The sequence below is a fragment of the Mycobacteroides sp. PCS013 genome (assembly GCF_049532645.1).
Lineage (GTDB): Bacteria > Actinomycetota > Actinomycetes > Mycobacteriales > Mycobacteriaceae > Mycobacterium > Mycobacterium gwanakae.
In genome coordinates this window covers 3,499,319-3,518,910 of record NZ_CP150131.1, presented here as the reverse complement: position 1 = coordinate 3,518,910, position 19,592 = coordinate 3,499,319, and the positions used below count along the sequence as shown (strand labels likewise).

At 63.6% G+C, this 19,592-nt stretch carries 19 protein-coding genes; 14 read left to right on the top strand and 5 right to left on the bottom strand.

What is annotated here, in order from left to right; translation table 11 throughout:
• The first annotated feature begins 154 nt into the window (after window positions 1–154).
• The 10 genes from RHO23_RS17590 to RHO23_RS17545 are packed head-to-tail and all read left to right on the top strand — an operon-like array spanning window position 155 to window position 10,372.
• Window positions 155–922 carry an MlaE family ABC transporter permease gene (locus tag RHO23_RS17590; RefSeq protein WP_005071300.1) on the top strand — a complete coding sequence of 256 codons (768 nt, stop codon included), beginning with the start codon at window positions 155–157 and terminating at the stop codon, window positions 920–922.
• Window positions 923–975: 53 nt separating this feature from the next.
• The gene (locus RHO23_RS17585) at window positions 976–1,782 is read left to right on the top strand and encodes an MlaE family ABC transporter permease (RefSeq protein WP_043076719.1); all 807 of its coding nucleotides are present in this window, start codon (window positions 976–978) and stop codon (window positions 1,780–1,782) included.
• Window positions 1,783–1,788: 6 nt separating this feature from the next.
• Window positions 1,789–2,988, top strand: coding sequence for an MCE family protein (locus RHO23_RS17580; protein ID WP_264920336.1), 1,200 nt, complete (start codon window positions 1,789–1,791; stop codon window positions 2,986–2,988).
• A gap of 2 nt (window positions 2,989–2,990) precedes the next feature.
• Window positions 2,991–4,025 (top strand): MCE family protein, encoded by a 1,035-nt coding sequence (locus RHO23_RS17575; protein ID WP_030096333.1) that lies wholly within the window; start codon window positions 2,991–2,993, stop codon window positions 4,023–4,025.
• Window positions 4,018–5,076, top strand: a complete 1,059-nt coding sequence (locus tag RHO23_RS17570; protein WP_264920335.1) for an MCE family protein — start codon at window positions 4,018–4,020, stop codon at window positions 5,074–5,076. The genes RHO23_RS17575 and RHO23_RS17570 overlap by 8 nt, the downstream gene beginning before the upstream one ends.
• The gene (locus tag RHO23_RS17565) at window positions 5,073–6,479 is read left to right on the top strand and encodes an MCE family protein (RefSeq protein ID WP_046254895.1); all 1,407 of its coding nucleotides are present in this window, start codon (window positions 5,073–5,075) and stop codon (window positions 6,477–6,479) included. The genes RHO23_RS17570 and RHO23_RS17565 overlap by 4 nt, the downstream gene beginning before the upstream one ends.
• On the top strand, window positions 6,476–7,684 hold the full coding sequence (locus tag RHO23_RS17560) for an MCE family protein (protein ID WP_044105039.1): 1,209 nt from the start codon (window positions 6,476–6,478) through the stop codon (window positions 7,682–7,684). The genes RHO23_RS17565 and RHO23_RS17560 overlap by 4 nt, the downstream gene beginning before the upstream one ends.
• The gene (locus RHO23_RS17555) at window positions 7,684–9,213 is read left to right on the top strand and encodes an MCE family protein (RefSeq protein ID WP_423488099.1); all 1,530 of its coding nucleotides are present in this window, start codon (window positions 7,684–7,686) and stop codon (window positions 9,211–9,213) included. Before RHO23_RS17560 ends, RHO23_RS17555 begins: the two co-directional genes overlap by 1 nt.
• Complete coding sequence (locus RHO23_RS17550) at window positions 9,210–9,890, top strand: mammalian cell entry protein (RefSeq protein WP_423488098.1); 681 nt, start codon at window positions 9,210–9,212, stop codon at window positions 9,888–9,890. The genes RHO23_RS17555 and RHO23_RS17550 overlap by 4 nt, the downstream gene beginning before the upstream one ends.
• Entirely contained in the window at window positions 9,869–10,372 is a 504-nt protein-coding gene (locus RHO23_RS17545; RefSeq protein WP_064409673.1) for a hypothetical protein, read from the top strand. The genes RHO23_RS17550 and RHO23_RS17545 overlap by 22 nt, the downstream gene beginning before the upstream one ends.
• On the opposite strand, the gene RHO23_RS17540 is transcribed toward RHO23_RS17545, so the two are convergent.
• The 5 genes from RHO23_RS17540 to RHO23_RS17520 form a co-directional block, all read right to left on the bottom strand.
• Window positions 10,369–11,880: an alpha,alpha-trehalose-phosphate synthase (UDP-forming) gene (locus RHO23_RS17540; protein WP_057964350.1), complete on the bottom strand. Its 1,512-nt coding sequence runs from the start codon at window positions 11,878–11,880 to the stop codon at window positions 10,369–10,371. The genes RHO23_RS17545 and RHO23_RS17540 overlap by 4 nt on opposite strands.
• A gap of 38 nt (window positions 11,881–11,918) precedes the next feature.
• Window positions 11,919–12,083 carry a hypothetical protein gene (locus RHO23_RS17535; protein WP_044105041.1) on the bottom strand — a complete coding sequence of 55 codons (165 nt, stop codon included), beginning with the start codon at window positions 12,081–12,083 and terminating at the stop codon, window positions 11,919–11,921.
• Window positions 12,084–12,358: 275 nt separating this feature from the next.
• On the bottom strand, window positions 12,359–14,038 hold the full coding sequence (locus tag RHO23_RS17530) for a PE-PPE domain-containing protein (RefSeq protein WP_423488097.1): 1,680 nt from the start codon (window positions 14,036–14,038) through the stop codon (window positions 12,359–12,361).
• 228 nt (window positions 14,039–14,266) lie between these two features.
• The gene (locus RHO23_RS17525; protein ID WP_423489250.1) at window positions 14,267–14,710 is read right to left on the bottom strand and encodes an SRPBCC family protein; all 444 of its coding nucleotides are present in this window, start codon (window positions 14,708–14,710) and stop codon (window positions 14,267–14,269) included.
• A 58-nt stretch (window positions 14,711–14,768) separates the two neighbouring features.
• Window positions 14,769–15,107 carry an ArsR/SmtB family transcription factor gene (locus RHO23_RS17520; RefSeq protein WP_030096343.1) on the bottom strand — a complete coding sequence of 113 codons (339 nt, stop codon included), beginning with the start codon at window positions 15,105–15,107 and terminating at the stop codon, window positions 14,769–14,771.
• 202 nt (window positions 15,108–15,309) lie between these two features.
• Here RHO23_RS17520 and RHO23_RS17515 point away from each other — a divergent pair, with 202 nt between their 5' ends.
• The 4 genes from RHO23_RS17515 to ppk2 are packed head-to-tail and all read left to right on the top strand — an operon-like array spanning window position 15,310 to window position 19,520.
• Entirely contained in the window at window positions 15,310–16,503 is a 1,194-nt protein-coding gene (locus RHO23_RS17515; protein WP_044105043.1) for an MFS transporter, read from the top strand.
• A complete protein-coding gene (locus RHO23_RS17510) occupies window positions 16,500–17,027 on the top strand; it encodes a mycothiol transferase (RefSeq protein ID WP_264920330.1) in 528 nt (175 codons plus the stop codon). The genes RHO23_RS17515 and RHO23_RS17510 overlap by 4 nt, the downstream gene beginning before the upstream one ends.
• 41 nt (window positions 17,028–17,068) lie before the next feature.
• Window positions 17,069–18,595 carry an aldehyde dehydrogenase family protein gene (locus tag RHO23_RS17505; RefSeq protein ID WP_057964354.1) on the top strand — a complete coding sequence of 509 codons (1,527 nt, stop codon included), beginning with the start codon at window positions 17,069–17,071 and terminating at the stop codon, window positions 18,593–18,595.
• Between the two features lie 58 nt (window positions 18,596–18,653).
• Complete coding sequence (ppk2, locus tag RHO23_RS17500) at window positions 18,654–19,520, top strand: polyphosphate kinase 2 (RefSeq protein WP_030096347.1); 867 nt, start codon at window positions 18,654–18,656, stop codon at window positions 19,518–19,520.
• The last annotated feature ends 72 nt before the right edge of the window (window positions 19,521–19,592 follow it).

The following is a 19,592-nucleotide window of genomic DNA, read 5'->3' as shown; positions in this document are numbered from 1 at the left end:
AGTGGACGCTGCGTGCGATTTGCCTGCCCAATGATGAATTGACACTAAGAATTTTTTCTCGTTAATATGATGCGCCTCACAGCGTGGTAGGTACACGTCGATCGTTAACCGGGTGGTCGGGCAGAGGCAACGATGTGTGAGACAGGAGCGAAGGTTGAAGCAGCAGCTCGCGGCGCCCGCGCGCGCCGTCGGCGGCTTCGTCTCCATGTCGTTGGCCACGTTCCGCAACATCTTCCGCCGCCCCTTCCAGGGCCAGGAATTCCTGGATCAAACCTGGTTCATCGCGCGGGTCTCGTTGCTGCCGACGCTCCTGGTTGCCATCCCCTTCACGGTGCTGGTGGCCTTTACGCTCAACATCCTGCTGCGTGAGATCGGTGCGGCGGATCTATCGGGTGCCGCCACGGCCTTCGGCACCGTCACGCAGCTGGGCCCGGTTGTCACGGTGCTCGTGGTGGCGGGTGCCGGTGCCACGGCGATCTGCGCCGACCTGGGCGCGCGCACCATTCGCGAGGAAATCGACGCGATGCAGGTGCTGGGCATCGACCCGATCCAGCGACTGGTGGTGCCGCGGGTGCTCGCCTCGACCTTCGTCGCGCTGCTGCTGAACGGTCTGGTGTGCGCCATCGGCATGGTCGGCGGGTACGTGTTCTCGGTGTTCCTGCAGGGCGTCAACCCTGGCGCCTTCATCAACGGCCTCACGGTGCTCACCGGTCTGGGCGAGTTGATGATCTCTGAGGTCAAGGCCTTCCTATTCGGCATCTTCGCGGGCCTGGTCGGCTGTTATCGCGGACTCACCGTCAAAGGTGGACCCAAGGGCGTCGGCGATGCGGTCAATGAGACCGTCGTCTACGCCTTCATTTGTTTGTTCGTCATCAACGTGGTCATGACGGCAATCGGCGTGCGAGTCCTGGTGAAACACTAGTGACCGGACCGTATCTTTCGACGCACACCGTGACCTCCTATACCGTCCGGTATATGCGTGGTCTGGGACGCTCGTTCGACAAATTCGGCGAGCAGGCACTCTTCTACGCTCAGTCGCTGAGTTACATCCCCGCGGCGTTGACGAAGTACCGCAAGGAAACCATCCGGGTACTCGCCGAGATCACCATGGGCACCGGGGCCCTGGTGATGATCGGCGGAACCGTGGGCGTCGCGGTGTTTCTGACCCTGGCTTCCGGCGGCGTCATCGCGGTGCAGGGCTATTCCTCGCTGGGCAATATCGGCATCGAAGCACTCACGGGCTTCCTGTCCGCCTTCCTCAATGTGCGCATCGTCGCGCCGGTGGTGGCGGGTATCGCGATGGCGGCCACCATCGGCGCCGGAACAACTGCCCAGCTCGGCGCGATGCGTGTGGCCGAGGAGATCGACGCGCTGGAAACGATGGCGGTCCACGCGGTCTCGTATCTGGTGTCCACCCGCCTGGTGGCCGGGCTCATCGCCATCATCCCGCTGTATTCGTTGTCGGTGCTGGCGGCCTTCTTCGCATCCCGCGCGACCACCGTCATGATCAACGGGCAGTCGCCGGGCGTGTACGACCACTACTTCAACACCTTCTTGGTGCCCACAGATTTGTTGTGGTCATTCCTGCAGGCGATAGTCATGTCAGTCGTGGTGATGCTGGTGCACACCAGCTACGGATTCAATGCCTCCGGCGGACCAGTGGGCGTGGGCGTCGCCGTCGGCCAGGCGGTACGCACGTCCCTCATCGTGGTTGTGCTTGTCACCCTGTTCATCTCACTCGCCGTCTATGGCGGGTCCGGCAACTTCAATCTCTCGGGCTAGGGCCACATGTCAGGAGAATCGTCGCGCCGGTCCGTCCGGCTAGCCGGCACGGTGCTCGCCGCCGTGCTGGTGGCGCTGACTGTGCTGACCTACCTGGCGTACAACGACGCCTTCGCCGATACCAAGCCCATCACCGTCGTCTCGCCCCGTGCGGGTCTGGTGATGGAGGAGGGCGGCAAGGTCAAGTTCCACGGGCTGCAGATCGGCAAGGTCAAGTCGATCACCTATGCCAATGACCAGGCCAAGCTGCAGCTTGCGGTCAATGCCAAGGACCTGCGGCTGATTCCCTCGAACGCCACTGTCCGCATTGCGGGTACCACTGTCTTCGGCGCGAAATCCGTGGAGTTCCTTGCCCCGCAACAGCCGTCGGACTCGTCGCTGAGGCCAGGCGCTACGGTGACCGCCGAGGCGGTGGCCCTTGAGGTCAACACCGTTTTCGAGAACCTGACCCGGCTGCTCGGCAAGATCGACCCTGTCAACCTCAACGCCACCCTGACCGCGGTCGGCGAGGGGCTGCGCGGCAACGGGGACAACTTCGGGCAGGGGCTCGTCGAGCTCGACCAGTACCTGGATCAGCTGAATCCCAAACTTCCTACCCTGCAACAGGATTTCCAGAAAGCTGGACAGGTGGGGCAGATCTATGGCGATGCCGCGCCGAACATCGTGCGCATCCTCGACAATCTGCCCACACTGAGCCGCACCGTCGTGGATCAACAGCAGGACCTCAAGGCAACGCTGCTTGCGGCAATTGGGCTGGGTAACAACGGATACGAAACCCTCACCCCCGCAGAGAAGGACCTCACCGCGGCGCTGCAACGGCTGCGCGCTCCCACTACGCTGCTGGGCAGGTATTCACCGGAAATCCCGTGCACACTGCAGGCCATCTCCAAGGCGCTGGTGACCTTCACCCCGCTCATCGGCGGCGTACGGCCCGGCCTGTTTCTGAGTAACAGCTTCCCGCTGGGTGCGCCGGTGTACACCTATCCGGACAGCCTGCCCATCGTGAACGGCTCCGGTGGCCCGAATTGCCGTGGCCTACCGAATATTCCGACCAAGGCGCAGAACGGGTCATGGTACCGATCGCCCTTCCTGGTGACCGATAACGCGTACATCCCGTACAAGCCACTGGAAGAGCTGCAAGTCAACGCTCCGGACACCCTGCAGTATCTCTACAACGGTGCCTTCGCGAAGCGAAGTGAGTTCTAGCGATGAACACAGGGACGCGGCTCAAAGTTATCGTCTTCACCGTCGTGATGCTGTTGGTGGCGGCGGGGCTGATCATCACCTTCGGCGAGTTCAGATTCGGTTCCGGCAAGCGGTATCACGCGACGTTCACGACGGCGTCGGACCTGCGATCGGGGCAGAAGGTACGCATCGCGGGTGTGCCGGTCGGCCGCGTCAAGGACGTATCTCTGACCAAGGACAACAATGTCGAGGTCACTTTTGACGTCGACTCGAAGTATCAGCTCTACAGCTCGAGCCGGGCGATCATCAGATACGAGAATCTGGTCGGAGACCGGTACCTGGAGATCACGTCGGGCCCCGGAGAATTACGCAAGCTGCCCGACGGCGGAACGCTGGACAAAGACCACACTCAGCCCGCTCTCGATCTGGATGCGCTGCTCGGTGGACTTCGGCCCGTGCTCAAGGGATTCGACGCCGCGAAGGTCAACGAGATCAGCAACGCTTTCATCCAGATCCTGCAGGGACAGGGCGGGACGCTCTCCCAATTGTTGGGCGATACGTCCTCGTTCACTTCAGGCTTGGCGGAACGCGATCAGCTGATCGGCGATGTGATCAATCACCTCAACGAAGTGCTTGGCACCATCGACTCGAAGAGCAGCCAGTTCTCATCGAGCGTCGATCAGCTGCAGCAACTCGTCTCCGGTCTGGCGCAACAGCGCGACGTGGTCGCCGGAGCGCTACCGCCGCTTGCGTCGACAGCCTCGTCGCTGGAATCGGTGCTCAAGGACACCCGCCCGTACATCAAGGGCACCATCGAACAGACTCGCCAGCTGGCCACCCGGATGGACGAGCGTAAGGCCGATATCAACGTCGTTGTGGAGAATCTGGCGGAAAACTACCTGCGGCTCAACGCTCTTGGTGCCTACGGATCGTTCTTCAACATCTACTACTGCTCTATCCGGATCAAGGTCAACGGCCCCGTCGGAACCGACTGGCTGATCCCGTTCGGTGGACCGCCCGACCCGTCGAAGGGCAGGTGTTCCTTCAAAAATGAGTGACATCCAAGAGAAAGATCCGGTGCGCACCGGAATCTTCGGTATCGCCGTGGTGTCGATGTTGGTACTCGTCGCGTTCGGCTACACGGGTCTGCCGTTTTGGCCGCAGGGCAAGCAGTACACCGGATTCTTCGCGGACTCCGGCGGCCTGGAGCCTGGCGGCAACGTCTTCGTCTCGGGTATCAAGGTGGGCCAGGTCAAGGATGTGTCCTTGGCGGGCAACCAGGTTCGCGTGGACTTCACTGTCGATCGTTCCATCCGCCTGGGCGACCAGTCGCTGGCGGCAATCAGAACCACCACTGTGTTGGGTGAGAAATCGCTGTCGGTGACGCCGGCCGGGGCGGGGCGTATCACCGAGATTCCGTTGGGCCGCACCAGGACTCCATACACACTGAACAGTGCGCTGAGCGACCTGGGCGCATCGGCGGGCGGAATAGACAAGGCGCAGCTGGACCAGTCGTTACAGGTCATTACGGACGCGATGCGTGATGCCACCCCGCAGCTGCGCGGTGCCCTGGACGGTGTCGCCTCGCTCTCGCGCACGCTCAACGCCCGCGACGCCGCCCTCGAACAGCTGTTGAGCCGTGCCAAGTCTGTCAGCGGGATTCTTTCCGAGCGTGCCGGGCAGGTGAACAAGCTTGTCACCGATGGCAATCAACTATTCGCGGCGCTCGACGAGCGGCGTTTGGCGATCGCCGAGCTGATCAATCGTGTGCAGGGACTGTCCCAGCAGATCAGTGGATTCGTGGCCGACAACCGCCAGGAATTCCGGCCCACCATGGAGAAACTGAACCTCGTGCTCGATGATCTGTTGGACCGCAAGGCCCATATCAGTGAGGCGCTCAAGCGTCTGCCGGGATACGGCACTGCGCTCGGCGAGGTCGTCTCCTCCGGACCCGGCTTCCACGTCAACGTCTACGGCTTCCCGCCCGCCACGCTGACGGCCGTCATGTTCGACACCTACTTCCAGCCCGGCAAGCTGCCTGCCAGTCTCTCGGACTACCTGAATGGTCTGATCGGTGAACGCCAAGTCATGAGGCCGAAATCGCCATGACAACACCGGAGAACCGTCTCAGGCCCTGGATCCAGAAGGGTGTCTTCGCGATGCTCGCGGTGGCCCTCGTGGGTGGCCTGCTGTACTGGGTGTGGCCCAGTCGCGGCACCCACAAGATCATCGGGCATTTCGCCTCGGCCGTCGGGCTGTACCCGGGTGATGACGTTCGCATCCTTGGCGTGAAGGCAGGGCGCATCACCGCTGTCGAGCCGCGCGAGGGTGATGTGAAGGTCACCATGGAACTCCCGGACAAGTTCAAGGTGCCCGAAGGCGCACAGGCGATCATCATGGCGCCAAACCTGGTGACCGCCAGGTTTGTTCAGCTGACCCCGGCCTACACCGAGGGGCAGGCTCTCGCCGACGGTGCCTCGTTGGGGCTGGACAAGACCGCCGTCCCGATCGAATGGGACGAGGTCAAGACCGAACTGGCCAAGCTCAGCGACAGCCTGGGGCCGCAGGGTGAATCCAAGGGGCCGGTCAGTGATTTCATCAACCAGGCGGCGAGCACCTTCGACGGTAACGGCGACTCGTTCCGCAACGCGGTGCGTGAACTTTCGCAGGCGGCCGGGCGGCTCGGTGACTCGCGCACGGACCTGTTCGGCACCATCAAGAACCTGCAGGTGCTGGTGGATGCGTTGGCGAACTCCAATGAACAGATAGTGCAGTTCAGCACCCACCTGGCATCGGTGTCGAAGGTACTGGCAGCCAGCACCGAGAACCTCGGAGCCACCTTGGGCGCCCTCAACCAGGCCCTCACCGATGTGCGAGGTTTCCTGGGAGACACCAACTCTGCGCTCGTCGACTCGGTGAACAAGCTGAGCGATTTCGTGAAGATCTTCTCGGACCAAAGCGACGACGTCGAGCAGATCCTGCACGTTGCGCCGAACGGTCTGGCCAACTTCTACAACATCTACAACCCCGCGGCAGGCACGTTGAACGGCATGCTCTCGATTCCGAACCTGGCCAACCCGGTGCAGTTCATCTGTGGTGGTGTGTTCGAAACGGGCACCAAGACCGAGTATTTGAAGCGGGCCGAGATCTGCCGTGAACGGATGGGCCCCGTGCTACGCCGCGCGACATTCAACTACGCCCCGATCCTGCTGCACCCGATCAACCAGATCTCGGCGTACAAGGGACAGATCATCTACGACACTCCTGAGACGGAGGCGAAGTCCGAGGCCCCCCGCGAGGATCTGGTGTGGGTTCGGCCCAACGGCGCACCGCCGCCGCCGAAGCCATCACCACAGGACCTCAGTGCGTTGATGCTCGGGCCCGAGGAAGTCAATGCGCCGCCACCCCCGGGCACGGAGCTGCGTCCCGCAGAGCCAGGACCGGTGCCGCCGGGATTCCCCGCGGCTGCGGATGAGCCCGCACCACCTGCTGTTCCTGGAGGACCGCGATGAGCCGTCTGAGTTCAACGCTCTTCGCGCGAGGCTCTCATCGCACACTGCGCGGCGTGGCGATCGGCGTCGGTGTCGCCGTGGTGGCCAGTGGGTGCCAGTTCAACGGGCTCAACTCGCTGAACCTGCCCGGGACCGCGGGACACGGATCGCGGTCCTACACCATCACCGTTGAGCTGCCCGATGTCACGACGCTGCCGCAGAACTCCCCGGTCATGGTGGATGACGTGACGGTGGGCAGCGTGTCGGGCATCGACGCATACCAAAAGCCCGACGGCTCTTGGTATGCCGGAGTCAAGGTGTCTCTGGGGCCGGAGGTGCAACTGCCGGCCAATGCGGTCGCCAAGGTCGCCCAGACCAGCCTGCTCGGCTCGCAGCACATCGAGCTGGCCGCCCCGACCGGCGAGCCCGCGGTGGGCAGGCTGACCGGTGGTGCCACGATTCCGCTGAGCCGCACCGGCAAGTACCCGAGCACCGAAGAGGTGCTCTCCGCGCTTTCCGTCGTGGTCAACAAGGGCAATCTCGGTGCGATACAAGACATCACCGACGAGACCTACAACCTGTTCAAGGGACGTACCGGCAACCTGACCCAGGTGCTGCCCAAACTCGCCACGCTGATCTCCTCGCTGAACGCGCAGCGGGACGACATCATCTCGGCCATGCAAGGCATCGACAAGTTTTCCCGAGTCCTAGCCGAACACAAGGAAAGCCTTGGGCGCGCCATCGATTCAATCGAACCCGCGCTGAAGGTGCTCAACGAGAATCGCGCCAACATCATCGAGGCGTTCCGCTCGGTGGGCAACCTCGCGAAGATCACTGACCGGGTGCTCCGAACCACCAAGGAAGACCTCGTCGCCGACCTCAAGGGTTTGTATCCGGTGGTGCGGGCACTGGCCGAGAACCGCGACGTGTTGATCGACAGCCTGGACCTACTGCCCACGTTCCCGTTCAGCACCAAGTACCTGCGCAACGCGGTGCGCGGTGACTACCTGAATGTCTTCGTGACGTTCGACCTGACCGCTCGGCGCCTGGGTGAAACGCTTTTCACCACATCGTTCTTCGACCCGAACATGCAACATTTCAACGATGTGGTGAATCCACCGGAATGGCTCATCGGATCCATGGCCAACCTGAACGGCAAGGAGACCAGCCCGTTCGATTTGCCTGCCCCCGCAGCCCCGGCCGCCCCACAGGGAGGTGGTCGCTGATGGAACGGCTGATCAAGATCCAGCTGATGATTTTCGCGGCCGTCACGGTGATCAGTGTCGCGCTGATGGCGATCTTCTACCTCAGGGTGCCTACCGCGCTCGGCATCGGAAAACACGATGTGAAGGCGCAGTTCGTTGCCTCGGGCGGCCTGTATCAGAACGCGAACGTCACCTACCGTGGCGTGCAGATCGGGCGGGTCACCGATGTGGCGCTGACTCCCGAGGGCGTCACCGCCAGCATGCGGCTCAACAACGACGTCAAGGTGCCCGGCAATGTGCGGGCCGTCGTCAAGAGCGTCTCCGCCATCGGCGAGCAGTACGTAGATCTGGTGCCGCCCCCCACGGGTGCTGCCGGAAGCCTCCGGCAAGGTGACGTGATCGGTACCGATCGCACCGCCATCCCCACCGATGTGTCCACCCTGCTACGCCAGGCAGACGGGCTGGTCAACACCGTCGCGGACACCCGGCTCCGCGAGGTGCTGTCCGAGGCGTTCAAGGCATTCAACGGATCCGGTCAGGAACTTTCCCGGCTGATCGATTCGTCGCGGCTGCTGATCCAGGAGGCCAACGCCGACTACGGCAGCACCACCAAGCTGATCGAACAGGTGGGGCCACTGCTGGATGCCCAGATCCGTAGCGGTGACAACATCCGCGGGTCTGTCTCCAGCCTGGCGGCATTGACTGAGCATTTCGCCAAGGCCGACCCGCAGCTGCGGCAGTTCCTCAAGGTGGCACCGGGTGCCGCCGAGGAAGCCTCCGAACTGTTCGCGGGTATTCGCCCGTCGTTCCCGGTGCTCGCGGCGAGCCTGGCCAATCTGGGGCGGGTCGGCGTCATCTACAACAAGTCCATCGAGCAGTCGTTGGTGATCCTGCCCGCGTTGTTCTCCGCGCTGTTGACCGTCGCCGGCGGTGCCCCGATGGACGAGGGCGCGAAGCTGGACTTCCGGCTGAACCTGGGTGACCCGCCGCCATGCCTGACCGGTTTCGTCCCGGCACCGCTGATGCGTACCCCGGCCGATGAGACCCTGCGCGAGCTGCCCAGGGACATGTACTGCAAGACCGCCCAGAACGATCCCAGCGCGGTACGCGGCGCGCGTAACTACCCGTGCCAGGAGTTCCCCGGAAAGCGGGCACCGACCATTCAGCTGTGCCGTGACCCGCGTGGATACGTGCCGATTGGCAGTAACCCGTGGCGCGGCCCGCCCGCACCCTATGGCACCCCGGTGGAGGATCCGCGGAACATCCTGCCGCCCAATAAGTTCCCGAACATACCGCCGGGTGCCGAGCCGGATCCGGGTACTCCGACGCTGCCGCCGCCACCTCCACCGGCTCCGGAGGCCCCGCCGGCCGGTGGCGACGTGATGCCGGTAGCAGCGAAATCGGAGCCGATGGCGGCACGTGCCTATGATCCGAAGAATGGTGTGTTCCTCGATGCCAACAACCAGCCGAGTGTGTACGCGCCCGCGCTGGACCGCGGTAGTGAGGCGGAGACGTGGGCGGATTTGATGCTGGGGCCGAAGCCGGTATGACCCAAGACGAGCCGAAGGCCACGTCGCAGACAACGCGTCGGCGGGCGGCCCGGCCGGCCGGCCCCACGAGTGAGACCAGTGCCGAGCCCATCAGTGTGTCCCTGGGCCGCACCGAGGTCCGGTCGAAACCCGAACCCTCCGTTTCCGATTCCCGTCGACGGGGAAACGCGCGCGCTGTGGCATGGGTGGCATCGGTGCTGGCAGTGGCGCTGATTGGCGCATTGGGGGCGGCACTGGCGCTCATGGGTCGTGCCCAGCACCGCGATGACGTGCGAGCCGCTCGCGACCAGCATTTCGTCGACACTGCTGTGCAGACGGTGACGAACATGATGACCTACAGCCCGGACAGCATCGACAAGAACGTCGACCAGTTCGTCAACAGCACCAGCGGACCGCTACGGGGCACCTTCAACCCCGACAACACCGCCAATCTCAAAGCGCTGTATCACCAAACCGGCACCAGCTCGGAGGTGGTGATCAAGAAGGCGAGCCTGGAGAGCGTCGACGAGGTGAGTAAGAAAGCCTCGATACTCATCTCCGCGCGGGTAACCCTCACCAACGCAGACTCGGGGGTCAATGAGCCCTCCAAGTCGTACCGCATGCGGATGATCGTCGCCGAGGACCAGCAGGGCAACATGACCGCATATGACCTGAGATGGCCGGACGGACAGAGCTGATGCGCTGGCTGACAAGAACTTTCGTCGCGGTTGTGGTGCTGGCCGTGATCGGGCTGTCCGCCGTGGCCGGCGGCATGTACTGGCACCGGGTCGATACCATCGCCAGTCGGGCTGCGGGACAGACACTGATCAAGCAGGCCGGCAAGCAGGTGGGAAGTATCTTCGGATACGACTATCAGACCGTCGAGCGCAGCCTCGACGAACAGTACGCGGGGCTGACCCCCGAGTACCGGCGTGAATTCGAAGACAAGGCGAACCGGGAGATCATCCCGCAGGCCAAGCAGCGCAAGATCGTCAGCCAGACCAGTATCGTGGGCACCGGAATCATTGCCGCGCATAGAGACTCGGCGCAGGTGGTGGTGTACATGAATCGCACCATCACGGACCAGTCGCGCACTCCGGTGTACGACTCGTCGTCGATTCAGGTGGATTACACGCGCGCAGGAGACAAGTGGTTGATCTCCTACATCACGCCGCTTTAAAGGGGTTCGCCGCCCAGCACCGCCGGCTGTTCCGGCGCGATCGAATCGCCGGTGGCCGGTGTGGCCAGCGCCTCCAGGAATGCGCGCGCCCATCGATCCACGTCATGCGCGAGTACCTGGCGGCGCAGCGCCCGCATGCGGCGGCGCCCTTCCTCAGGGGTCTGGTTGAGCGCCGACTCGATTCCGTCCTTCACGCCGTCGATATCGTGCGGATTGACCAGATAGGACTGGCGTAGTTCCGCTGCGGCGCCGGTGAATTCGGAAAGTACGAGCGAGCCGCCCAGATCGCTGCGGCAGGCCACGTACTCCTTGGCCACCAGGTTCATGCCGTCGCGCAGTGGAGTCACCAACATGACATCCGCGGCGACGAAGAAGGCGATGAGATCTTCGCGCGGTACCGGCCGATGCAAGTAATGCACCACCGGATGGCCGACCTCGCCGAACTCGCCGTTGATGTGACCGACCTGCTGCTCCACATCGCCGCGCATCTTCTTGTAGCTCTCGACGCGTTCGCGGCTGGGGGTGGCGAGCTGGATGAAGACGGTGTCGCTGCTGCTGGCGCGGCCCTCGGCGAGCAGTTCTTCATAGGCGCGTAGCCGGATATCGATGCCCTTGGTGTAGTCGAGTCTGTCGACACCCAGCAGGATCTTGCGCGGACCGCCGAGCTCGGCACGAATCTCCTTGGCGCGCTGGCGAATGTGCTTACTGCGGGACACACTGTCGAGCTCTGCCGAGTCGATGGAGATGGGGAACGCGCCCACCTTCACGGTGCGGAAGCCCACCCGTATCTCGCCGAACCGCGAGCGCACGCCGATCGATGCGCGAGACGTGCTGGCGCCCACCAATCTTCGTGCCAAGTACATGAAGTTTTGGGCACCGCCGGCCAGATGGAACCCGATGAGATCGGCGCCGAGCAGACCGTCGACGATCTCGGTGCGCCAGGGCATCTGCATGAACAGTTCGACGGGCGGGAACGGTATGTGCAGGAAGAACCCGATCGTCAGGTCGGGGCGCAGCATGCGGAGCATCTTGGGCACCAGCTGCAGCTGATAGTCCTGCACCCAGATGGTGGCGCCCTCGGCGGCCACCGCCGCCGTTGCCTCCGCGAACTTACGGTTCACATCGACGTAGGCCTGCCACCATTCCCGGTGATATTCGGGTTTGACGATCACATCGTGATACAGCGGCCACAGGGTGGCGTTGGAGAAGCCCTCGTAGTACTCGTTGACCTCTTGGGTCGACAGTCGCACCGAGTAGAGCACCATGTCGTCCTCGGAGACCGGCTCGACATCGGCGTCGGCGACACCCGGCCAGCCCACCCAAGCGCCGCGGCGCTTGCGGAGCAGCGGCTCCATGGCGGTGACCAGACCGCCGGGGCTGCGCTTCCAGGTAGTAGAACCGTCAGGCAGCTTTACCAGGTCGATCGGGAGGCGGTTGGCGACGACAACAAAGTCGGAGCCGCCGAAGGCGGGCTCGACGGCCGATCGCTCATCCGATCGAGGCACCATGTTTGTTTCTCAGTACGAATCGCGAGGAGACGTATGAGTTACGCGTCGACCTTGGTTGGCCCGATACCCAGCATCGCGAGCAGCATGCGGCACTCGTCGGCATCGTTCGCGTACGCGGCCACGACGCGCTGCGCCTGGTGGGCAGTCTCGTCGGCCAGCGGCTCGAGGTCGTCGATCGCGGCTGGTTCGGTCTTGGCTGGCATTCACCCAGTCTAGGCGACGCAGTGCCAGGCGCCCACATGAGGAATGCGCACATCACTCTGAGGGGTTGCTACTTACCTGCCGTCGACCCAGTGCGATCCCGCATTTTGGGTCCCAATACTCCGGGATGTGCCCCGCTCCGGAAGGGCATTGATGGTGCGGAAGCCCTGATCACAGCCATCTTTGCGCATGTTTCGCCCAGCCCCGGCACGTTGACTCGGTCCCGCGCCAGAACGCGGAGGTTTTGATCCGGCTGATTCGTGATGCGGCGGTCGGGTCAGGCCGCGTTGCTCCCGGAATGGTTGTCCCCGGATTTGCCGTGATCGCCCGAGTTCGCGTGGTCACCGGGGCCGGCGTGGGCCCCGGATTCGGCAGTACCGCCATCTCCGGCGCCGACGGTTTCCTTGCTGGGCCCCGAACCGGTGCCGCCGGTGCCGGTGGTGCCGGGCGCATTGCGGGTGCCCAGGCCCGGTATCGACTTGAGGCCTTCTCTGATCGACGGGAGTTTCGGATTCTTAGGTGTTGTTCCCGGGCGTGACGCGGGAAGCTTCGGAAGGCGCAGGGTCGGCCTCGTTGTGTTTTTCGACGTGTCGATGTCCTTGACGGTTGCGACGGCAGGCTTGCCATGGTCCGGGTTCTCGTCGGGCGTGGCCTCGGGTTTGGTCCCCGTCTCTATCTCGGCCTGCGCGGTGGGCACGGTGCTTGCGCTGACCGCGATTGCGGCCGGATCGGAGAGCTTGGTCGGTGCGGGTGTCTGGGCCGCGGGCGGTGTGGCCGTTGTGGAATCAAACTGGGGAGCAGCGGGACTGGCGGTTTTGTCGACCTGTGCCGGTTGCTTGGGCGCCCCAGTCCCGGGCAGTCCGTTCTGGAAGTTCTCGGCGCCTTCCTCGATGGCACCGGGCAGCTTCTTGACTGCATCGACGATTTTCTTCGATGGAGTGAAGAGACTGAACGGTTTTACGGTGCCCGGGCCGGTCTCGCGGTCGTAGGCCATGTCGATGAACACCCGCAGGGTGGGCTCGATGGCATCCAGTACGAAGGAAGCGCCTATCGGGTTGGTGAGATCGCGCAGCGGTTGCAGCAGCGGGAGATGTTCGTTGTGCACGACGTAGTAGGTGGATGTGGAGCCGTTCGCGTTGGTGACCACCGTCTTGGTCGTGCCGTCTCCGTAGTAGTACTTGGTCGTGCTGCCGTCGATCTGGGTCGTGTCGGCAATGGCGTTCGCGTCGTCGTACTTATCCAGATCGGTGCCGTCATAGAACTGGTCGGGATGTGTATACGGAAATGCCACAAGGGCATTGGCGATGGCCAGCGGGTTGAAGTAGGCCGGGAAATCGCCGATCGTGTCGTATTCGTTGGTGATGTCCGTGGTGGTGAAGATGTCCGGTTTCGCAGGCTGGGTCGAGTAGATATCCATGAACGGAATCCAGATACCAGGGAAGCGGGCCAGTATGCCCCCGTTGGGCTTGTAAGCGTTGGAGATGAGGACGAATTGGATATCCGGGTTTCCGTTGGGTCCGTACTGCTCTTCGAGGTCTTTGCGTGACTCGTTGACGACTACCGCGCCGAGCGAGTAGCCGATGATGACCTTCTGCCCCGGATGGGTCGCAATCTCCTGGGCCAGTACCGTGTGCCCCGCAGTGACAGACTGGCGAAAGGTCTTGTCCCGCAGGCCGTCGACGGGCCACATCGTCCCCGGATAGGAAACGGGGACGTACGTGTCGGAAGAAGGGTCGTAGAAGCCGTTGAGGCCGCCGAGCTTGGCGGGAATGTTCGTGCCAGCGCCGTCGCCGCGGCCGCCAACACCGATGACATAGGACGCGAGCGTCGAGGCGATGGTTCGCGACTCGATGGCGACCGGTGTCAGCACGGTGCATGTCGCCGCCACCGCGGCGGCGGTGGCCACCGAGCGTTTGAGCGAGCGACGTTTCCCCAAAACCGAATGCTGCGCAGCCATCAGGACCCCTCCTGTGCTTTCGGCGCCGTTGCCGAATGCGGTGGCATGAGAGTAAGTAGGGCAAAGCGTTTACGCCATACTCTGAGAGGGGTGAATCAGCCGAAGCGAACATATTGACCACTGCGGTTGTAGTGCCTGGTCAACGGTTAATTTAGACGCAGAATCGTATCCAAATTAGCTGGCTCGCCGGCAGTGTGGTCGAGGATTTTCAGCAAATTCTGTGAGCGCTCAGCCGAGCATCCTTGCGTATCCGTCATTGAGGCTTTGCCAGTCGTGAGTCATGGCATCGAGTCCAACCACGCGGCCGCGCGGTGTCCCGTCGACGGCGAGGATGAGAGTGTCCATGCAGATGTGCCAACCGCCAGCATTTCCCGACGCATTACCGCGATCGGACATCGAGTGCTCGAGGGTCAGCCGACATCCCTTTTCTGTGGGCTCGATTCGCCAGCGCAGGGTGTCGTCGGGGCCCCAGCGATGGATCAGCTCGTGTGGCGGGTCGACGGTGAGCACTTCACCGTCGAGTACCGGATCTGCGGAGGTCTCCCGGACCTGAGCTGCTCCCACCGAATCCAGTGGGCGATCGGGTATTGCGGGTGACCACTGACGCAACTTGTCGGGGTCAACGAGCCACTGCCACACCTTCTCTGGCGAATGGTTCAACTCGCGGGACATGGTCAGGACCCATCTGCCGTCGTGATCGTCGCACGGCGCGAGGGTGGCATCGAGGGGATTAGTCACGGTTGTCGTCCTTCGTGTTGTCATGATCGTCGGCGTCGCTGTCGATGAGATGGGTGAGGCGATCGAACGCGTTGGCCCACTTGCGGTGATAGGGCGTTACCCAGGCCAGTACGGCGGGCAGGGGATCGTCGGCCAGGTGGTAGACGCGGCGCTTCCCGGCGACCTCCACGCGAACCGTGCCGGCATCGCGCAGGACGCCGAGGTGCTTGGACACCAGGGACTGCGAAACATCGAGTCGTTCGATCAGCGTGGTGACATCGGCCGCTCCTTCGCGCAGGGTGTCGATGATCCGGCGTCGGGTCGGGTCGGCGATCACCATGAAGGCGTCCATGGATTCATATCACCATGGCATCATATGAATGTCAAGATATATATTAGGCGAAGGCGATGTGGCGCTGCTGCGGCCCGTCATGGTCAGGGTCAGTACTGTGGTCAACAGGTACCGGTGAGTGCTGCTCGCCGAGGTCGCGGTGGGGGCGTGATCGCCGGCTCAACGCCGAGGTGAGGACTATTTCTTGACGAAACCGCTGCGTATGCGGATTGCCGTTATCGGTGTATTCGCATCGTTCGGGCTCGTGGTGGCCACCTGGGCTGTGCACCTGCCGACCATGAAGCAGGCCACGGGGATGTCCTCGACGGCGCTGGGCCTGGTGGTGCTGGTCTTGGGTGGCGGCGCGCTGGTGGGCATGCTGATCAGCGGTGTGCTTGTCGACCGATTCGGCAGCGGGCCTATCGCCGTTGCCGGAGGCGCCGCGATGGCGCTTGGCGTCAATATCCCGCTGTCGGCCACGAATGTGTGGATCGCCGGAGCGGGCGCGTTCCTGTGCGGTGTCGCCGTCGGTGTCACCGATGTCGCGATGAATGCTGCCGCGGTCGACGTGGAGCGTTTCTACGGCCGGCCGATCATGGCCTCGTTCCACGGGGTGTTCTCGGTGGGCAACGTGGTGGGCGCCGGTATCGGAACCGTGGCGTTCGCGGTGCACGTGCCGGTCTTCGTCACGGTCCTCGGCGTCACCGTGCTGTGCCTGGTGGTGCTGGGATCGTCGGCCAGTGTGCTGTTGAAGGACAAGCTGCGCGTCGGTGAGGCCGAAGCGCCGGACACCGTGCCGTACACGCTGCCGCCCGCGGTCACCTGCCGCCGGGGTCAGGTCTTTCTCCTGGGCGTATTGGCCATGCTGCTGATGCTCTCGGAAGGGTCGGCGACCGACTGGAGCAGTCTGCACGCACAGGAGCACCTGGGCGCCTCCCATTCATGGGGTGCGTTCACATTCGGCGTGTTCATGGCGGCCATGACGGTGGGTCGTTTCACCGTCGACAAGCTCGTCGAACGAGTTGGCCGGGTACTGGTCCTGCGCTGGGGCTGTGCGCTGGCCGCGGTCGGTCTGCTGACCGTCATCGCGTCGCCGGCGCTGCCTCTCACCATGGCGGGCTGGGCGGCCGTGGGCCTCGGGCTTGCCGGTGGCGTTCCGCAGGTATTCACCGTGGCGGGCAATATCGACGAACAACACGAGGGCCGGGTGCTGTCGTGGGTGGTCGGGACCGGCTATGTCGCGGTGCTGGGTGGGCCGGCCCTCATCGGTTGGCTTGCCGATGCGTTGTCCCTCAACACCGCCTTGCTGCTGCCCATCTTCGCGGTGCTTGTCTGTGGCTGTGCGGCAGGTGCGCTGACGATGAGCGCGCCCGCGACCAAGGCAGCGCCCAAGGCCGGGCGTACCGTCAAACCGTGACGGACTTCGAGGCAGCCGCGTCTGCGCGGGAACTGTTGCGTGACAGCTTTACCCGGATCATCGAACATGTCGGTGAGGTGACCGATGGTCTGTCGGATACGGCGGTGACCTATCGGCCCACGCCGGACGCGAACAGCATCTCCTGGCTCATTTGGCATTCGGCGCGCTGTCAGGACGTGCAGATCTGTGCCATCACGGGTGCCGAGCCGGTGTGGACGGCCCGCGGCTGGGAGCCGAGATTCGGTCTCGACCTGCCCGCCGACTCCAACGGATACGGGCACACGCCCGAGGATGTGGCCAAGGTGATCGCGACGGTCGACCTACTTAGTGGCTACTACCAGGACGTGCACGAAATGACACTGCGCTATGTCGACACCCTGACCGATTCCGAACTTGCGCGTGTTGTCGATCAGCACTGGGATCCGCCGGTCACCGCGAGTGTCCGGCTGGTCAGCATCGTGGACGACTGTGCCCAGCACCTGGGTCAAGCCGCCTACCTGCGCGGGATGATTCCAACCAACTAGTGGGGATGGCGACGTGGGTCCCCGCGTGCCAGACTCCTCTAATGACAACGACGTCTGAAAACCTCGGCACCGCCCACAGCGCCGCCCGCGACGTACGCAATCCCGCGAACGGGCAGGTCGTCGGGCAGGTGAACTGGACCGATCCCGCGGATATCCCCGTGATCACCACACAACTGGCGAAGGCGCAGCCGTCGTGGGAGCGACTCGGGCCCGAGGGGCGCGGCAAGGTACTGGCCCGCTTCGCGCAGTGGCTGACCGATAACACGCCGCGTATCGAGGCCCAGTTGATCGCCGAGACCGGTAAGTCCAAGATCGACGCGGGCATCGAGATTCCGTCGATTCTCGCGATCATCGCGTACTACGCGCCTCGTGCGGCGGAATTCTTAACACCCGAGTCGCGGCCGGCCTCGTCCATCGCCATGAACACCAAGAAGATCACCCTGCATCAGCGGCCCCGCAAGGTCGTAGGAGTCATCTCACCATGGAATTATCCTGTGGCACTTGGATATTGGGATGTGATCCCGGCCCTGTTGGCGGGCTGTTCGGTGCTGCTCAAGCCCTCCGAACGCACACCGCTGTCCGATGAACTCATCGCACGCGGCTGGGAGGAAATCGGAGCGCCGCCGGTGTTCGAGATTGTCCACGGCGCACGTGAGGTCGGCGAGGCACTGATCGACAACGTCGACTTCATCCAGTTCACCGGATCGACGGCCACCGGCAAGAAGATCATGGAGCGCGCCGCGCGCCGCCTCACCCCGGTCAGCCTGGAACTCGGCGGCAAGGACCCGATGCTGGTGCTCGCGGACGCCGACGTCAAACGTGCCGCCCATGCCGCGGTGTGGGGCAGCATGTTCAACGCCGGTCAGACCTGCGTCTCCGTCGAGCGGGTGTATGTCCACGACTCGATCTACGAACAGTTTGTCGACCTGGTGGTCGACGAGGTGCGCAGTCTGGAGATCGGCGCCGGGATGGATCACAGCGTCGGCGCCATGATTGACGAGAATCAGCTCGAGGTCGTGGATCGGCATGTGCGCCAAGCGGTTGCGTCGGGTGCGCGAGCACTCACCGGCGGCGCGCGGGTTCCGGGCGGCGGTACCTTCTACGCTCCGACCGTGCTGGTCGACGTGGACCATTCCATGGACTGCATGAGGGAGGAGACCTTTGGTCCCACGCTGCCGATCATGCGGTTCTCCGAGGAGTCCACGGCGATCGCCCTGGCGAATGACAGCGAGTACGGGCTGTCTGCCAGCGTCTGGACCAAGGACCGAAGGCGCGCCGAACGCATTGCACTGCAACTTGATTGCGGTACCGTCAACATCAACGACGTGATCATGAACCTGTCCTGCCTGACCGCGCCGCACGGTGGCTGGAAGGGCTCGGGGATGGGATCGCGCTTCGGTGGCGCCAGCGGTCTGCTCAAGTACTGCCGTACCGAGGCCATCGTCGACACCCGGGTGACGCTGCCCAGTGAGCCGCTCTGGTACAGCGGACCGAGCTGGCTCGCGCCGGTGGCGCTCAAGAGCCTGACCAAGCTCTCGAACAAGGCACTGCGCCCCTTCCGCCGCTGACACCTCACGTTCACTCGTCGGCCACCCTGGCGACGGTTGCCGGGGTTAGTTTCCGCTGGTGACCGAGACCATTACCGCCGCTGCGCAGGGCTACACCGTCGACGACGATGACGATGACGATCCGGTACTCATCGCGCCCGACGGCGTCGCGGTGGACACCTGGCGAGAGAACTACCCGTACGACGAGCGCATGAGTCGCCATCAGTACGAGCTGGAGAAGCGGCTGCTGCAGATCGAGCTGCTCAAGCTGCAGAACTGGAGCAAGCGCACCGGCGCCCGGCACGTCATCCTCTTCGAGGGGCGTGATGCGGCCGGGAAGGGCGGCACCATCAAGCGGTTCATGGAGCACCTCAACCCCCGTGGTGCCCGCGTGGTCGCGCTGGAGAAGCCGACCGAACGGGAACGCACCCAGTGGTACTTCCAGCGGTATGTTCCGCATCTGCCGGCTGCCGGCGAGATGGTGTTCTTCGACCGCTCCTGGTACAACCGTGCCGGTGTCGAGCGCGTCATGGGATTTTGTTCTGACGAGCAGCATTCCGAATTCATCCACCAGGCACCGCTTTTCGAGCAGATGTTGGTCAACGACGGCATCAGCCTGACCAAACTGTGGTTCTCGGTGTCCTCCGCCGAGCAGCGCACCCGCTTCGCGATCCGGCAGGTTGACCCGGTGCGTCAGTGGAAGCTCTCACCAATGGATCTGGCTTCCCTGGACAAGTGGGATGCCTACACCAGGGCCAAGGAAGAGATGTTCTCGCTCACCGACACCGATCACGCGCCGTGGATCGTGGTGAAGAGCAATGACAAGAAGCGGGCCCGCGTCAGCGCGATGCGGCACGTTCTGGGCAAGTTCGACTACGACGACAAGGATGTCGACGTCGTCGGTCAGGCCGATCCACTGATCCTGGGGCGCGCGCTCACGGACTAGATCCCGCCGCCGACCTCCGGTTCCAGATCCCGAAGTCGCCTCGGTGCGGACGGCCGGACTAACCTGGGCTCG

Excerpts from the sequence above, each read along its gene's own strand:
- RHO23_RS17585 (WP_043076719.1), top strand. The coding sequence starts at position 976 with ATGCGTGGTCTGGGACGCTCGTTCGACAAATTCGGCGAGCAGGCACTC.
- RHO23_RS17580 (WP_264920336.1), top strand. The coding sequence starts at position 1,789 with ATGTCAGGAGAATCGTCGCGCCGGTCCGTCCGGCTAGCCGGCACGGTG.
- RHO23_RS17575 (WP_030096333.1), top strand. The coding sequence starts at position 2,991 with ATGAACACAGGGACGCGGCTCAAAGTTATCGTCTTCACCGTCGTGATG.
- RHO23_RS17570 (WP_264920335.1), top strand. The coding sequence starts at position 4,018 with ATGAGTGACATCCAAGAGAAAGATCCGGTGCGCACCGGAATCTTCGGT.
- RHO23_RS17565 (WP_046254895.1), top strand. The coding sequence starts at position 5,073 with ATGACAACACCGGAGAACCGTCTCAGGCCCTGGATCCAGAAGGGTGTC.
- RHO23_RS17560 (WP_044105039.1), top strand. The coding sequence starts at position 6,476 with ATGAGCCGTCTGAGTTCAACGCTCTTCGCGCGAGGCTCTCATCGCACA.
- RHO23_RS17555 (WP_423488099.1), top strand. The coding sequence starts at position 7,684 with ATGGAACGGCTGATCAAGATCCAGCTGATGATTTTCGCGGCCGTCACG.
- RHO23_RS17550 (WP_423488098.1), top strand. The coding sequence starts at position 9,210 with ATGACCCAAGACGAGCCGAAGGCCACGTCGCAGACAACGCGTCGGCGG.
- RHO23_RS17545 (WP_064409673.1), top strand. The coding sequence starts at position 9,869 with ATGGCCGGACGGACAGAGCTGATGCGCTGGCTGACAAGAACTTTCGTC.
- RHO23_RS17540 (WP_057964350.1), bottom strand. The coding sequence starts at position 11,880 with ATGGTGCCTCGATCGGATGAGCGATCGGCCGTCGAGCCCGCCTTCGGC.
- RHO23_RS17535 (WP_044105041.1), bottom strand. The coding sequence starts at position 12,083 with ATGCCAGCCAAGACCGAACCAGCCGCGATCGACGACCTCGAGCCGCTG.
- RHO23_RS17530 (WP_423488097.1), bottom strand. The coding sequence starts at position 14,038 with ATGGCTGCGCAGCATTCGGTTTTGGGGAAACGTCGCTCGCTCAAACGC.
- RHO23_RS17525 (WP_423489250.1), bottom strand. The coding sequence starts at position 14,710 with ATGTCCCGCGAGTTGAACCATTCGCCAGAGAAGGTGTGGCAGTGGCTC.
- RHO23_RS17520 (WP_030096343.1), bottom strand. The coding sequence starts at position 15,107 with ATGGACGCCTTCATGGTGATCGCCGACCCGACCCGACGCCGGATCATC.
- RHO23_RS17515 (WP_044105043.1), top strand. The coding sequence starts at position 15,310 with ATGCGGATTGCCGTTATCGGTGTATTCGCATCGTTCGGGCTCGTGGTG.
- RHO23_RS17505 (WP_057964354.1), top strand. The coding sequence starts at position 17,069 with ATGACAACGACGTCTGAAAACCTCGGCACCGCCCACAGCGCCGCCCGC.